Annotated in this window: 11 protein-coding genes; 8 read left to right on the top strand and 3 right to left on the bottom strand. The window is 37.4% G+C overall.

The window, feature by feature from the left end; all coding sequences use genetic code 11:
- The first annotated feature begins 186 nt into the window (after positions 1-186).
- Entirely contained in the window at positions 187-1,617 is a 1,431-nt protein-coding gene (locus tag HUV91_RS08705; RefSeq protein ID WP_174493137.1) for a hypothetical protein, read from the top strand.
- Positions 1,618-2,177: 560 nt separating this feature from the next.
- The gene (locus tag HUV91_RS08700) at positions 2,178-3,272 is read left to right on the top strand and encodes a hypothetical protein (RefSeq protein WP_174493136.1); all 1,095 of its coding nucleotides are present in this window, start codon (positions 2,178-2,180) and stop codon (positions 3,270-3,272) included.
- Positions 3,273-3,334: 62 nt separating this feature from the next.
- Here HUV91_RS08700 and HUV91_RS08695 read toward each other — a convergent pair whose 3' ends face one another.
- Positions 3,335-5,050: a proline--tRNA ligase gene (locus HUV91_RS08695; protein ID WP_174493135.1), complete on the bottom strand. Its 1,716-nt coding sequence runs from the start codon at positions 5,048-5,050 to the stop codon at positions 3,335-3,337.
- 180 nt (positions 5,051-5,230) lie between these two features.
- Entirely contained in the window at positions 5,231-5,875 is a 645-nt protein-coding gene (locus HUV91_RS08690) for a hypothetical protein (RefSeq protein WP_227554772.1), read from the bottom strand.
- A 281-nt stretch (positions 5,876-6,156) separates the two neighbouring features.
- On the opposite strand from HUV91_RS08690, the gene pilG reads away from it, so the two are divergent.
- The 6 genes from pilG to HUV91_RS08660 all read left to right on the top strand — a co-directional run bounded on the left by pilG (position 6,157) and on the right by HUV91_RS08660 (position 14,704).
- Complete coding sequence (gene pilG / locus HUV91_RS08685; RefSeq protein WP_130073892.1) at positions 6,157-6,534, top strand: twitching motility response regulator PilG; 378 nt, start codon at positions 6,157-6,159, stop codon at positions 6,532-6,534.
- A 26-nt stretch (positions 6,535-6,560) separates the two neighbouring features.
- Entirely contained in the window at positions 6,561-6,929 is a 369-nt protein-coding gene (locus tag HUV91_RS08680) for a response regulator (RefSeq protein WP_130073891.1), read from the top strand.
- A 2-nt stretch (positions 6,930-6,931) separates the two neighbouring features.
- The gene (locus HUV91_RS08675) at positions 6,932-7,465 is read left to right on the top strand and encodes a chemotaxis protein CheW (RefSeq protein WP_174493134.1); all 534 of its coding nucleotides are present in this window, start codon (positions 6,932-6,934) and stop codon (positions 7,463-7,465) included.
- 49 nt (positions 7,466-7,514) lie between these two features.
- A complete protein-coding gene (locus HUV91_RS08670) occupies positions 7,515-9,587 on the top strand; it encodes a methyl-accepting chemotaxis protein (protein ID WP_130073889.1) in 2,073 nt (690 codons plus the stop codon).
- Positions 9,588-9,724: 137 nt separating this feature from the next.
- On the top strand, positions 9,725-14,233 hold the full coding sequence (locus HUV91_RS08665) for an Hpt domain-containing protein (protein WP_174493133.1): 4,509 nt from the start codon (positions 9,725-9,727) through the stop codon (positions 14,231-14,233).
- A 6-nt stretch (positions 14,234-14,239) separates the two neighbouring features.
- Positions 14,240-14,704 carry a hypothetical protein gene (locus HUV91_RS08660; RefSeq protein WP_416377010.1) on the top strand — a complete coding sequence of 155 codons (465 nt, stop codon included), beginning with the start codon at positions 14,240-14,242 and terminating at the stop codon, positions 14,702-14,704.
- Between the two features lie 41 nt (positions 14,705-14,745).
- Here HUV91_RS08660 and dapE read toward each other — a convergent pair whose 3' ends face one another.
- Positions 14,746-15,879: a succinyl-diaminopimelate desuccinylase gene (gene dapE / locus HUV91_RS08655; protein WP_174493131.1), complete on the bottom strand. Its 1,134-nt coding sequence runs from the start codon at positions 15,877-15,879 to the stop codon at positions 14,746-14,748.
- Positions 15,880-16,028: the final 149 nt, after the last annotated feature.

Here is a 16,028-nt window from a genome sequence, read left to right as displayed (position 1 = left end):
GGTATAAAAGTGATGAGTGGTAATTGCTGTGAACTAGTTAAATTATTGAATTATAAGTTGAATAATTTATTGTTAAGTTTTTTTAAATTTATTTTGTTTTTTGTAATTATGTTAAAATTCCTGTGAGTAATATCGTGAATTACACGAAAAATCCGTATTAATATAAAAAAGATAGGGTGATTAGGGATGATCAGGTTTTTTTACATTTTTGTCTTATGTACTTTAAGTTCATTGTTGTATGCGAATGAATTACCATCAAATGAGATTGATAAAAATACAAAAGCCGGTTCTTCGATGTTCGCTATGACAGATGAGGAGTTATCGGAAGTTCAAGGTCAGGCGTTATTTAGTTTGTCTTATCTCGCTCCTGGGGCAGCAACAAATTACTATAATGCTTCAAATGGAAATGTTGGCTTTTATACATTAGGACTCGAAGCGCAAATTTCATTAAATGCTAATATTAAAAATTTACAGGTAGGTTGCGGCGGTGAAAATGGTGCAGGTGCTTGTGATATCGATATTCAAAACTTTTCATTAGGATGTATTGCAAACTCTTCAGGAGTTTGTATTTCATTACCCAGTAATACGATAGGTAGTGCAACGAATAATCCTGCTACACATACGACAAGTAGTAGTACTGTCGCGGATAATTTGGCAAATCAGCAACAAATGAAAGATTTTGTATTAACCAATCCATTTTTTCAATTTGCGATTAAGGATGCCGATAAAGCATCTACTCGAGAAATCATGGGCGTGAGAATTGGTGCTGCAAATGCAAAGGGACCGATGAGTTTTAATGATATTATTAACTTTTCTGGTTATTTATCAGGAAAAGCTGATATTACCATGCAGAAAAAAGACAATTTAGCATTTACCACCAATTCCGTCTATTTGGGAAATGGGGATCGTAGCCAAACTTTTCCAATTTATCCTGGGGCTAATCCCGGACCTGGACCAGGGACTTGTACCTCTAATTGTACCAATGGCTCATTGGGTCTAGCGGATTGGAATATTTTGCTCTGGGTCTATGGAAGTGATGTACGTGCTGATATTACAAAAGATATTTCACGTACATGGGGTGTTTCAAATCAGGGAAATCGTTTTAATTTGGCTTATATTCGTAATGCTAATTTAGATAGTGTTGTTAATGATGTTGTGGATTCAGTTGCCAATGTTGAGAGTAAGGATGGTTTAGGGGGATTGTATGATTTATTATTCCCTTTGCTAAAAAGTGGTGTTAAATCAAAAGTAAAAGAGCAATTGGCAAATGGCTTAGGAATCAGTGTTTCTCAATTATCAAATTTTGATTTGAAATATAATTTATCAAATGTTGGTGCTTTAGAAATTGATTCTCCTACATTTGGTTTAACTGTACAAAAACAAGATTTGTACTATCCTGGCTTTGTGCAATATGATTTAAATGGAAATGCAACTTCTCAGGCTGTTGTAATGACTAAAGGTTGGGCAATGTATTTACCATCGGCATTTACATTAAATATTGCGCAACCATTAGATATGTTTACTTCAGCAATATTGGGAGGTGGGGCAAAAGCAGGTAACATTGTTGGTCTACCTGCACCATACCGAAACTGCTATGGGACATTGACATTCTGTTAATATTTTAAAAAATTTTTAAGCGCCGTAACTGGCGCTTTTTTATGTTTATATCTTATGGGTTTGAATTATAAATTGATTTATAAAATATAATATCATTGATAAAAATAATGAACAGATCAAAATAATTATGAAAGTAAGTAACTTATTTTTAATCATAAAAATATTAAATTCGACTCGAAAAATGAGTATTTTCTTATTGAGCTAAGGGATTAAATTTCTACACTATCTATTTAATTAAGATGAAGTATGTCTTTGCAAATTTTTTATTTTAAGTGTTCATAATCAATGCTGGCATTTGGTGAGTGATATATTGAATTAATCTGATCAATGCCATCGTAATATTTTAATCGCTAGATTGAAATTACTAAATGATCTGAATTTCACTAAGTTATTGAAAATTTGATAAATATAAAATTTGGATTTTTTTGTTGCGATATATCGGAAATTGTATTTTTTACGTTTATTATTAAGTTATGCTAACCTATACTAAGGTAAGAAATAAACGGTTATCTCATGGTTGGGATGAGCAAGAAAAACAAAAATGAAGGAATGGTGAACTTATGAAAAGTTTATCTATAGCAATATTATCAATCATGACGTCATTTGCTTATGCACATTCGGCAAATTTAGAAAATACATCTGACGTGAATGTGGCTGCAAACACGCATTTAGTACAAATGTCTGATGATGAGTTGTCTGCAACCCAAGGACAGGCGTTAATGAATTTGACGCGTACTAATGATGCGAATCAAGGATTAGGATTTTATCGTTTAGGTATGGAAGCTGAAATTGAGATTAATGCGAATATTAAAAAATTACAACTTGGTTGTGGTGGGACGAATGGTGCGGGTAATTGTGATATAGACATTGATAACTTGAGTTTAACTGGGCTTAATCCTGTGAATGGGGAATATGCAGCAAGTGATGCAATATTAAAAAATCCGTTTATTGAATTTGCGCTAAAAAACCCTGATACAGCTGCTACTAGAGAGATATTGGGTTTTAGGGTGGGGGCTTTAGAGGCACTTGGTCTACTTTCACTGGGAACAAATTCCAATACTTCAGACCCTAGTGATGATACAGGAATTAACTCTTTATCTGGTAATTTGACATTAAATTTAAAAAATACACAAATGACAAATATTAGAGCATGTGGTGGAGCATTGGTTTTTGGTGCATGTTTAGGAGTATGGTTAACGGGATCTGCTACAGTAAGAGATACTCAAAAGCAATTAGTTTTTAATCGCGATTCTCAAATTGATGATTTAGGTCCTTTGACAGCAGATGCTACAATCCTAGGTTTGACACTTAGTAATGTTCATTTGAAAAATCAAACATTAAAAGCAATTCATCAAATTGCACTTAAATCTGCTGATGGAACAGGAACTAAAGATTTTTATTTAAGTTTACAAAAACAAGCTGTCACATGGCCAACTACAGCAACATCGGGTTGGAATGCGGTTGCAGCACAAAAAGGTTGGTGGTTAGCATTGCCTGAAGTGACTATTGAGAATGCAAAAGCTACTCAACAAATTTCCTTAAGTGGTGTAGGGGCAATTTTTGGTGCAGTATTTGGCACTCAGGTTGATGTACAAGGTATAGATTTAGCACAAGTCCCTGCAAAAAACTGTTACGGTTCTCTCACATTTTGCTAAATTTTTAAGTTGGTCTGCATAAAAAATCCCGCACTAAGCGGGATTTTTATTTTGATGTGGAATTATTGAGCGATTTTAGCCAATAACTCTTCTTTAGAAATATTCACAGATTCGGCATCACGGCGACCTTTATATTCAAAAGTTCCTGCATCCAAACCTTTTTCACCAATCACGATACGATGTGGAATACCTGTAAGCTCTAAGTCAGAGAATTTCACACCTGGACGCTCATTACGGTCATCAAGTAATACATCATAACCCGCAGCTTGTAGCTCTGTATACAATGCTTCTGCCGCCTCTAAAGTGCGAGGAGATTTATGAGCATTCATGGGTACAATCGCCACTTCAAAAGGCGCAATCGCAGCAGGCCAAATGATGCCTTTTTCGTCAAAATTTTGTTCAATGGCAGATGCAACAACACGCGTTACACCAATACCATAACAACCCATGGTGACGACCATCGGCTTACCGTCTTCACCTAATACTTTACAGCCAAGTGCTTCAGAGTATTTTTTACCCAATTGGAAAATATGACCAACTTCGATGCCACGTTTGATTAGGATTGTGCCTTTACCATCGGGTGATGGATCACCCTCAACTACATTACGCAAGTCATAAACTTCAGTAAATTTGGCATCACGCTCCCAGTTCAAACCTGTTGCATGTTTGTTAACCACATTTGCACCAGCAACAAAGTCAGAAAGTACAGAAGCCGCGCGGTCAATAATGACTGTTAAGCCTTTTTCAACAAGGCCTTGTGGACCACAAAAACCTGCTGTTAAGCCATTTTCTTGCAGTTGAGCTTCAGTTGCAAAAGTTAATGGTGCTGCAATTAAAGGATGCTTTTCTGCTTTGATTTCATTAAGTTCATGATCACCACGCAAGAATAATGCGACTACAGGGACGTGACCTTTTTCATCTGTAATACCTTGAACCAACAAAGCTTTTACTGAATGAGTAGGATCAGTTCCTAAAAATGCAGAAACATCTGCAATTGTTTTTTGATCAGGTGTATCAATGATTTTTACTTCTTGTGTTGGTGCAGCACGTTCGCCAACAAGTACAGCTTCTGCCATTTCAACGTTAGCTGCATAGTCAGACTCAGTTGAAAAAGCAATATCGTCTTCACCACTTGAAGCTAACACGTGGAATTCGTGTGAGCCTGAACCCCCAATTGAACCTGTATCTGCTTGAACAGGGCGGAAGTTTAGGCCTAAACGTGTGAAAATTTTGCAATATGCCTCGTACATCACATCATAAGTTTCTTGTAAAGACGCTTGGTCAACGTGGAAAGAATAAGCATCTTTCATCACAAATTCACGTGAACGCATTACGCCAAAACGTGGACGGATTTCGTCACGGAATTTAGTTTGTACTTGATAAAAGTTAGCAGGAAGTTGCTTATAACTTTTAAGTTCATTACGAGCGAGGTCGGTAATGACTTCCTCATGTGTTGGACCAAGGACAAAGTCATTATTATGGCGGTCTTTAAAGCGTAAAAGTTCAGGACCATATTGTACATAACGACCTGATTCTTCCCATAAAGAAGCGGGCTGTGTCACAGGCATTAATACTTGTAATGAGCCTGCGCGATCCATTTCTTCACGTACAATCGCTTCAACTTTATTGAGCACACGTACACCCATCGGCAACCAAGTATACAAACCTGAAGCCAATTTACGAATCATCCCCGCACGTAGCATCAATTGATGTGAAATAACTTCCGCATCATTTGGGGTTTCTCTTAACGTTGCAAATAAAAAGCGACTCGCGCGCATGGAAACTGTCCTAAAATTTTAAGCATTAAAGTGGAGATTATACGATAAAACCAACAAGGGAACATTTGATAATGTTCTTTTGATGAAAATTATCTGTCAGGATAAATTTTTTGGTGTCAAAATGCGCAATGTTTTAGGAAGATAAATCATGCGCAGAAGAAAAAAAGCCATGATTTCATCTTATTCCATTGCTTTAAGACGTTGAATAATATTGTTATAAGAGTCTTGTGTTTTTTGATAATTATTTTGCAAGGTTTCAATGTTTTTCTTGGTTTGATTGATTCGATCGCTGTTGTATTGGATCGATTGTTTTAAATGAAGAGGTACAGAGGTTCCTTTACGAAAATGTTCCATTTCCTGTCTTTTAAGTAAAATACGGTCATTTTGTAACTGTTTCACTTGAGCTTGTTGCATTGAGATTTGTTTTTTTATACTTGCTAATTGTTCATCACGTTTATTGATGGCAACTGAGCTACTGCCATATGCACGTTTAAGGCGCGCATTTTGCTCATACTGTTTGGCTTGTGCAGCTCGCGAGGTAGATTGTTGAGCATCTTTTTCGGCATTATAAGGACGATTAAGACGAATGACTTGCATATTTGCATCTAGAGCTTCATAGCCATGACGAATATGTGCAGGCGTGACTGTACTACTAATATTAGCAACACCTTTATCATAATAACGATACCAAACTGCTTTGGGTTGTGCATCTGTAGCAAAGCATAAGGTTGATAGTAAGATGTTTAGAACCCCGATCACAAGTGTTTGAAAAAATACTGTGGAGTACTTTTTAGATCGCACCTGCCAAGACCAAGTCTGCAGCATGATTAATTCCCCAAATAAAGCAGAATGTAGCTCAATAATTATTTTTAATTACGTTAAAACTAGACGATAATTTGCGATCTATTTTAAGAATATATAAGTTTCTTAATCAACTGTAAATCTGCTTTTAACGCTGTTTTATAGCGCTTTTAAACATGATTCCTAAGTTTATTCGAAATCTTGATTGATAAAGTGAGCAAATGCATGTTAAATAAGGATGATAAATTTCAAAAAATAAATGTATTCGGAATGTCAAATTCTGAATTTATGGGGAAGGGCATTAAATGGAAGAAAAATTCCAAAATTTAAAAGTCATGGTTATCGATGATTCTAAAACGATTCGTCGAACGGCTGAAACACTATTGCAGCGTGAAGGATGTGAAGTCATCACCGCGGTAGATGGGTTTGAAGCACTTTCAAAAATTGCTGATGCGAATCCTGATATTGTTTTTGTTGATATTATGATGCCTCGATTAGATGGTTACCAAACTTGTGCTCTCATTAAAAATTCTCAGAGTTATCAAAATATTCCTGTGATTATGCTGTCAAGTAAAGACGGTTTATTTGACCAAGCAAAAGGAAAGGTCGTAGGATCGGATGAGTATTTAACTAAACCATTTAGTAAAGATGAATTATTAAATGCTATTCGGAAACATGTTTAATTTTAAATTCTGAATGGGGAAATAAGATGGCAAAAATTTTAATCGTAGACGACTCTCCTACAGAGATGTATCGTTTTAAAGAAATTTTAGGTCGGCATGGCTATGATGTTCTAGAAGCCAATAATGGTGCCGATGGAGTCACGTTAACACAAGCTGAACAGCCAGATTTGGTTTTGATGGATGTTGTGATGCCGGGCGTAAATGGCTTTCAGGCGACACGTCAAATCGCACGTGGTGCAACTACAAAGCATATTCCTGTGGTGATTGTCAGTACTAAAGATCAAGATACTGACCGTGTTTGGGGAAAACGCCAAGGTGCATGTGATTATTTAACCAAACCAATTGATGAGAGTGTCTTAATCAATGTGATTAAACAGCATCTCACGACGGGATAATTATGGCAGCAAATGGATTTATCGAATTACTTCGCCTGTCCAAACGTGGAAATCAAAACTACGTTGATAAAGAAAGTGAAGTAAATAGATGGTCAGGCATTGCATTTGAAATGATGGGGCAATATTTTGTTGCTCCATTAGGTGAAGTGACCGAAGTGATTTACCCACCTAAATGTACAACAGTTCCAAACGTACAAAATTGGGTAAAAGGACTTGCAAATATTCGGGGACGTTTACTGTCAGTATCAGATTTAACCTATTTTATTTCTGGACAAAGAAGTCAGTTTACACCAACACAAAAAGTTTTATGCATTAGCCATAATGATCATTATGTCGGTTTGATTGTAGATCAAGTTTTGGGGATTCAACATTTCAATAAAAAAAGTTTTTTTTCAGAAAACAAAAATTTAGAAAAGAAGCTAAAAACATACTGTCAAGGGTATTTTCAACAGCATAATCGTGCGTGGAATATATTTTTGTTCAGCCAATTGTTGAGTGATCCTAAATACATGAATGCATCGGAAAAATTTAAATAAACGAGTTTCTACGCTCAATGTTAGGTTAAGCGTTTCGGGGAGAAGCTGAATGGGCTTTAAGCTAAAAAAGAAAAATACATCTGAAAATACGCAGAAAAATAATCCAATTGCAGCATCAAAGTTGCAAACGCAATTGGATCAGTTTTCCAAGTTATTCGGCGACAGTGATAAATCGAAACCATATCTGATTACAGCTTTGGTGACCATCATTGTCGCTGTAATTTGTTTGCTTACATTATTATATAATGTTCCACGAAACAATGACTTAACACGTAGTATTGGTGAGTTAAAGTTACTTTCTCAAACCATGTCTCGTCAGGCGACAGAGGCAACGGCTTCTGGTAAAGAAGATACGATTAAAGATCTTGTTGCATCGCAAAAGAAATTTGATGAAAACTTGGAAATTGTTAAAGATATTCACTCATCAAATGCGGACATGAAAAAAGTAGAAAAACTTTGGTCAGAAGTCTCAGCAGATATCAGTTTAATTGCATCTGAACAAAAAGTAATTAATCAATTATATGATACTAACGTTACCATGAGTGATGTTATTCCTGGAATTCAGGCAGAATACAACTTAATGGTGAACCAAATGGCACGTGAAAATATGCCAAGTTCACAGGTTGTGTTGGCGAAAAACCAAGTGTTTATCGCCGAACGTATTTTACGTTCTATTTCATCAGTTTTAAGTGGTTCTGAAAATGCGCGTGCATCGGCAGATGACTTTAATGCTGATACAGAAACTTTTGGTGCATATCTTGATGCTCAACTTAAAGGCAGTGCAGAGCTTGGTGTAACACGTATTGATCAACCTTCTATGCGTGAGTCATTACAAAGTATACAGTCTGATTATAATGATGTATTAAAATCTGCATCAGATAGTATTTTAAAGAACTCTTCAAAAATTGTAAAAGTACGTCAAGCATCGACGAATATTTTTGCTAAATCTGATCAGCTGTTAAAAGATTTAAATAATCTCAGCAGTAGCTCTTGGGCAACGACGGTTATTCCTGGCATATTATTAGTGATCATGCTTGGTATTTTCTTATTCTCTGTATTCAAACTTTTAACTTTACGTGGTGAAGCTGATAAAGTTCGTGTAACTCGTTTACAAGATGAGTATGACCGTAACCAAAATGCAATTTTACGTTTACTTGATGAGATTGCTGATTTAGCGGATGGTGACTTGAGTTCGTATGCAACAGTATCGGAAGACTTTACGGGCGCAATTGCCGACTCGATTAACTTTGCAATCGACCAATTACGTGACCTTGTATCGCGAATCAATGAAACGTCTCAAGAAGTTGCAAGCTATACCCAAAACACTCAGTTGATTACTAACCAGTTGGCTGAGGCATCTGAGCATCAGGCGCAAGAAATTGCAGGTGCGTCTACCGCAATTAATGAAATCGCACAATCGATTGAGCACGTATCTGCCAATGCGACTGAATCAGCAGACGTAGCACAACGTTCGGTACAAATTGCATCGAATGGAGCGGAAGTGGTAAACCGTTCAATCGAAGGTATGGATACGATTCGTGAACAGATTCAAGAAACGTCTAAACGTATTAAACGTTTGGGTGAATCATCACAAGAGATTGGTAACATTGTCTCTTTGATTAACGATATTGCCGATCAAACGAATATCTTGGCATTGAATGCTGCAATTCAGGCATCGATGGCAGGTGAAGCAGGTCGAGGTTTCGCAGTCGTAGCCGATGAGGTACAACGTCTTGCAGAACGTTCAGCTTCAGCAACTAAACAGATTGAAACACTGGTAAAAACCATTCAAACAGATACCAATGAAGCGGTAATCTCAATGGAGCAAACCACTTCGGAAGTTGTACGTGGTGCGCATTTGGCGAAAGATGCCGGTGTTGCCTTGGATGAAATTCAAAGCGTATCAAGCAGCTTGGCAAAATTGATTGAAAACATTTCTGACTCAGCAAAACTACAGTCAGCGTCAGCAGGTCATATTGCAAATACGATGAATATTGTACAAGAGATTACATCGCAAACGACCACTGCGACGTTTGATACAGCACGTTCGGTATCAGAGTTAGCAAGTATGGCAGACTCGTTACGTCAATCTGTATCTGACTTTAAATTACCAGAGCAATAATTTAGCAACCCAAAGAGTACTGTGTAAAAGTATTCTTTGGGTATTAATCACGCTTAGATCACTTAATTTATTGTTAATAAAATTAAGCTGTTGATAGGTTTTAGTCCCTCTAAGGAACTATGATAGAAGCCTGAGCTATGAAAAAAATATTAAAAGATTTAGTTGAAAATATAAATCTTCCCCAAGACGAATTTGTGGACCAAGATCCTGAAATTTTAGAAATCTTTGTGGAAGAGATCGAAGAGATCATCGAAAATGTTCAGCCGTTGTTAACACAATGGTTAAGTGAACCGTCAGATGCTGAACTTTTGACTGTAATTCGCCGTAATTTCCATACTTTGAAAGGGTCTGGTCGTATGGTGGGCGCAAAGTCATCAGGTGAGTTGGCTTGGACGGTTGAAGATACATTAAATCGTGTGATTGCTAAAAGTTTGAGTTTATCTCAACCATTACAGCAATATGTCAATGCGGTATTTAATATTTATAAATTTAAGCTGCATGATGATTTTGCCAAAGCACAAGCGCATCAGTTAGATTTAAGACCTTTGGTTTTGTTGGGACAACAGATTCAACAAAATCTGAGTATTGAGCCAGCACTTGAAGAATTACTTGCACTTTCAGCGCAATTAAATAGTGCAGATGTTTTGACAGGCTTAGAATATTCTACAACCGATGATGCGGCTGAGGTTATAGCACAAGCAAAACCAACAACTGCTATGGTAGAGCCTGTAATTCCTGAAAGTCCTGTGACTATCCCAGAACAACCAGAAGTTATTTCGTCTGAAAAAACTTCACTTGAGAATCACAAGGAGGCGGTTGACGAAGCTGAGGATCGTCGATTTCTGGCCGAGACTATTGCAATCTTTATTGAAGAGTCTGAAGAACATCTGGCGTCAATTGACACGTTCTTAAGCATTGAACAGCATACCGCAGATCACTATAACCGTTTGATTCGTGCATTACACACCTTGCGTGGTAGTTCAGCGATGGCGCATGTGGATGATGTATTTCATGCGAGTAGTAAAGTTGAACAATTATTTAAAATTTTGTTAAAAGACGATACACAGCATAGCACCAACGAAAATGCACTTTTAATACATTATACTGAATTTGTTCGAGATTATTTGCATACACTGGTGCAAGAAAATAGTTCAGAACAACAAAAAGTTATTTATCAAAAGTTTAATGATGCTTGGGAACGTTATGATTTCCAAACTGAATATTTAGAAAGTAATGAGCATCAGCAAGATCTCGTTTCTCAACTGGTTGACTTAGATATTGAGCATTTGCTTGATGCTGAATTTGATTTTGATCAAAAAGCCAAAGTTGAATATCCAGCATATTTTGAAAGCTTAATGCGTGAAGCTGATGTATTAATTGAACATACAGACAACCGCGCAGCACAAGGTATTCATGATATTAGCTTGGCATTAAAAGTTGCTTATGAACATATATTGGCTGATCAACGTTTACTGAATACAGATTATGTATTTGAGCTGTTTAATCAAGCACATCAAGAGTTTATTCATCTATTTGATGCATTAGCATCTGGTCAACGCGTCGTTTTAAATGAAAATGGTCAACATGTTTTAGAACAATTGTATGACTATGTTACACAAGACATTGAACAGATTGAAGCTGTGGATTCTGCACAAACAGAGTCACTTGAAACTGTAGATTTGGAAACGATCACTGTTCCTGAAACTGCAGCGACAGCTGAATTTAATAGCAATCAAATCTTTAATCTGATTGCAAAAGATCAGCAATATTTACATTCTGCCGATAGTTTTAAAGACTTTGATGCTGAGGTCTTGGAGATTTTCCTTGAAGAAGCAGATGAGCTGTTGGTGGGGATTGATCAGGATTTAACGGTATGGTTCTCTGATACCCAAAATCTGACGTCATTAAATAATTTGATGCGTTATTTGCATACCTTAAAGGGTGGTGCGAATATGGTACAAGCAGAGCATATTGGTCTGATTGCCCATCATTTAGAATCAATTTATGAACGAATTATTAAGCAACAAATTCCTGTAAATGTGGCGTTGATGCAAACCATTCGTATGGTTCAGGATGAAATTGCAGAACGTATTCAAGTGATTCGTGAACAAGGGATTGATTATCCAGCTGTTCATCTTTTAGGTCTTTTGCAAGCCATTGAAAAGCAACAGCCGATCAAACTTGCATTCGATACATCGGATGAGCCTTCTGCCGTTGCAGAGCCTGAACATGTAGGGCAGTCTGATTCTATTCAGCAATTTGAAGCACAGGCGCCAGTTGATGAAGTGGGATCTGTCGCTGCGATACAAAATGATTCTTCAGTCGAAGATGTGGCACAAGATGCTTTTGCAGAAGAAGCTGAAGAATTATTGGCACGTGCTGATGATATTTTAGATCAATGGTTTGATGAGCGTAGTAGTCGTAGTCTATTATTGCAATTACAACGTATTGCCCACACTTTAAAAGGTGGTGCAAAAATGGTTGGTTATACACAAATATCTGATATTGCATATGAATTAGAAAATACATTTGAACGTTTTGGTTTGCACAATTTCAACTCAAATGCTTATGATCAGTTATTGAGTAAAGCATTTAATTGGTTGAAAAATGCCATTTTGTCGAATAATTATGAGCATTTTGATTCGATAAAAACGGGTCTTAAAAATATTCAGTATGTTGATGTATCGGCACAATTACCTGAAAAAATAATTAGCAATGATATCTTTTGGGATAATCAGAGCGTTGAGTTTATTCAAGGTGATGGTACTGAACCACCATCAATGTTGGGTGAATGGGGGCAAGTTGAGCAAGTTGAAAACAGTAATGAGATGATTCGTATCTCGGCAGACTTGATTGAAAAAATGATCGATTTGTCGGGTGAGAACTCAATTAACCGTTCACGTATTGAAATGGATTTGGGGCAGTTTGGTAATACGCTGTCGGAAATGGAATTGGCGATTCAACGTTTGGCAGATCAGTTACGCCGAATGGAAGGGGAATTAGAGTCACAAATTATTGCTAAGCATGGTGATTCAAATTCACGTTATGCTGATTTTGATCCACTTGAAATGGACCAATATTCTTCTTTAAATCAGTTATCTAAGTCACTTGCCGAATCTGCATCGGACTTGGTGGATTTTAAGAGCACATTGGCTGAAAAAATTCGTGATACAGAAGGTTTATTGTTACAACAAGCACGTATTCAAGCTGAAATTCAAGAAGGTTTAATGCGTACTCGTTTGGTACCATTTACCCGCTTATTACCCCGTTTACAACGTTTGGTACGTCAAACGGCTTCAAGTTTAAATCGACCAACCGAGCTGATTGTACATAATACAGAAGGTGAATTGGATCGTAATATTCTTGAAAAGCTCATGTCTCCATTAGAACACATGTTACGTAATGCAATTGACCATGGTATTGAAGAAACGTCTATTCGCGAGCAATGTAATAAGCCTGCCACAGGACGCATTGAGCTGAATATTAGTCGTCAAGGTACAGATGTCTTGGTTGAGTTTAAGGATGATGGAAAGGGAATTGATCCGAAAATCATCAAAGCCAAAGCATTGCAAAATGGTTTGATTCAAGCTGATCAAAGCGTGTCTGATGAAGAAATATTGCAATATATTTTTCATCATGGCTTCAGTACTGCGCAACAAGTTACTCAGATTTCCGGGCGTGGTGTTGGATTGGATGTGGTACAAAGTGAAATTAAGTCACTTGGTGGGCAAGTCTCTGTGTCTTCGATACTCGGTCAAGGTTCAACTTTTACCATTCGTGTACCAACTACTGTTGCCGTGAGTGATGCCTTGATGGTGAAAGTGGGTGATCAGCAATTTGCTGTACCATTATCACAAATTGACCGTATTGTACGTATTGCACCAAGTACCTTGGAAGAATATTTCCATAGTAATAAAGAAGACTTTGTCATCGATCAGCAACGCTATAACTTACGTTATATGGCTGAGTTTGTGGCGCACCAACCAATGCCACGTTTCTCCGGTATTGCACATTCTTTACCTGTGCTGCTGATTAAAAATAACAGCGGTAAAAATACAGCATTATTGGTCGATCAGTTGATTGGTTCACGCTCACAGATTGTTGTAAAACCAATTGGCAAGCAATTTACATCAATTGGCGCTGTGGCCGGTGCAACAATTTTGGGTGATGGTCAAGTCTGTTTAATTTTAGATGCACAAAATATTGCACGTCAGGCTTTGAGTAATAAACGTCAAGCAGCGAATGATCAACGAGAGTTAACGCGTCACCGTGATCAGCGTCATTTGGTAATGATTGTGGATGACTCAGTGACAGTACGTAAAGTGACTTCGCGTTTGCTTGAACGTCATAACTTTGATGTCATCACTGCCAAAGATGGTGTAGATGCGATTGAGCAGTTGGAAAATGTCAAACCAGACTTAATGTTGCTTGATATTGAAATGCCACGTATGGATGGTTTTGAGGTGACCAATTGGATTCGCCACCATGAAATTCATCATGAGTTGCCAATCATTATGATTACTTCAAGAACAGGTGAAAAACATCGTGAACGTGCATTTAGTTTAGGTGTGACGAATTATATGGGTAAACCATTCCAAGAAGCTGATTTGTTGGAAAATATTCAGAATTTGTTGGTTGCACAATAAGGAGTAATGATGTCTCAAAATGGCAAAGGATCGATTTTAGATCAAACCAATACGCAGGAGCTTCAGCACCTTATTACGGTATCAACGGGTTTTATTGATGCATATATCATTGATTGTTATGATAAAGCACCAATGTTATTGCCACAAAATATTGTCATTTCCGCACTCGATAGTCCAACACAAGTGAAAACAGTAGAGTGGCATGAGCGTAAATTACCTGTATTTCGTGTGAGCGATCCCCATACAACTTTAGGGGTTGCTTTGGTGATTGAAGGTGATTCCGCAAATGAACGTTTTGCTTTATTGTGCAATGAAATGCCACGTTCTATTCGTTTACGTATCTCAGAAGTGGTAGACGAGGAGCAGCAGTCTGAGGATGAAACCATTTTATATATGGTGAGAGTAGGTGAGGAAAGTTTCCATGTCCCTAACTTAGCGAAGATTCAAAAAGAATTAGAGCTAAGCGAATAAAAGAAAAGGAATGCAATGCATTCCTTTTTTGACCAATATGATTAGGTCAGTAATTGTTCTAAAATTTGCTCATAAATGTCGGTTAATGGGTCAAGTTCATCAATATTAACATGCTCATTGATTTGATGAATTGTTGCATTTAATACGCCTAATTCAAGTACTTGTGCACCTGTAGGAGCAATAAAACGCCCATCTGATGTTCCACCGCTCGTCGAAAGTGCAGCATATGTTCCTGTGACATTTTTAATTGCTGTTGTTGCCGCATTTACCAACTCACCGACAGGTGTTAAAAATGGTAAACCAGATAAAGTCCATTGTGCTTCATAGTCGACTTGATGACGATCTAATATTTCTAGCACACGGGCTTTTAATTGTTCCGCAGTCACTTCAGTGGAATAACGGAAATTGAAGGTCACTGTCATTGTGCCAGGCACAACATTGGTTGCACCTGTACCCGCTTGAATATTTGAAATTTGGAAAGATGTTGCTGGGAAATATTCATTACCATTGTCCCATACTGTCTCACACATTTCAGCCAATGCTTTTGATGCTGTGTGGATAGGATTAATCGCAAGATGAGGATAAGCAACATGACCTTGCTTACCTTTCACGGTAAGAACGCAGTTTAAAGAACCACGGCGACCATTTTTGATAATGTCCCCTAATGTTGAAGTACTAGAAGGTTCACCGACCAAGCACCATGTCATTTTTTCATGACGTGCTTCAAGGGTCTCAACAACTTTGACTGTACCATTGATCGATGGACCTTCTTCATCTGAGGTAATCAAAAAGGCAATTGAACCTTTATGGTTTGGATGTTTTTTGACAAAGCGTTCAGAAGCAACCACCATTGCAGCTAAAGCGGTTTTCATATCTGCACTGCCACGACCATACAACTTACCATCACGAATTTCTGGTAAAAATGGATCAGATTCCCAAGCATCTAAATGCCCCGTTGGAACAACATCTGTGTGGCCTGCAAAGCAAAAAACAGGTGCTTCTGTACCACGGCGTGCCCATAGATTGTCGACATCCTCAAAGCGCATATGTTCAATGTTGAAACCGACAGCAGCTAAACGCTCAGCCATCATGTTTTGGCAACTATGATCGACTGGTGTGACTGAGGGTTGACGTAAGAGTGCGAGGCTGAGATCCAAAGTGTCTGAGGCATTCATGGTTAAAAATAAAATCTGAAAAGGGGAAAGCTTATAATAGAGAAGATCGTTTTGAATGAAAACTAAAAAGCTTTCTGAGTTGAACTTATTCTTTGCTATAAAAATAAAAAAAAGCCTTATCAAAAGATAAGGCTTTTTTTTATTATTTA

It is taken from the genome of Acinetobacter sp. Marseille-Q1623 (assembly GCF_902809895.1).
Taxonomy (GTDB): Bacteria; Pseudomonadota; Gammaproteobacteria; order Pseudomonadales; family Moraxellaceae; genus Acinetobacter; species Acinetobacter piscicola_A.
This window is presented reverse-complemented; position numbering and strand designations above follow the sequence as displayed.

Coding starts and splice junctions, on each gene's coding strand:
- HUV91_RS08705 (WP_174493137.1), top strand. CDS start 187: ATGATCAGGTTTTTTTACATTTTTGTCTTATGTACTTTAAGTTCATTG.
- HUV91_RS08700 (WP_174493136.1), top strand. CDS start 2,178: ATGAAAAGTTTATCTATAGCAATATTATCAATCATGACGTCATTTGCT.
- HUV91_RS08695 (WP_174493135.1), bottom strand. CDS start 5,050: ATGCGCGCGAGTCGCTTTTTATTTGCAACGTTAAGAGAAACCCCAAAT.
- HUV91_RS08690 (WP_227554772.1), bottom strand. CDS start 5,875: ATGCTGCAGACTTGGTCTTGGCAGGTGCGATCTAAAAAGTACTCCACA.
- pilG (WP_130073892.1), top strand. CDS start 6,157: ATGGAAGAAAAATTCCAAAATTTAAAAGTCATGGTTATCGATGATTCT.
- HUV91_RS08680 (WP_130073891.1), top strand. CDS start 6,561: ATGGCAAAAATTTTAATCGTAGACGACTCTCCTACAGAGATGTATCGT.
- HUV91_RS08675 (WP_174493134.1), top strand. CDS start 6,932: ATGGCAGCAAATGGATTTATCGAATTACTTCGCCTGTCCAAACGTGGA.
- HUV91_RS08670 (WP_130073889.1), top strand. CDS start 7,515: ATGGGCTTTAAGCTAAAAAAGAAAAATACATCTGAAAATACGCAGAAA.
- HUV91_RS08665 (WP_174493133.1), top strand. CDS start 9,725: ATGAAAAAAATATTAAAAGATTTAGTTGAAAATATAAATCTTCCCCAA.
- HUV91_RS08660 (WP_416377010.1), top strand. CDS start 14,240: ATGATGTCTCAAAATGGCAAAGGATCGATTTTAGATCAAACCAATACG.
- dapE (WP_174493131.1), bottom strand. CDS start 15,879: ATGAATGCCTCAGACACTTTGGATCTCAGCCTCGCACTCTTACGTCAA.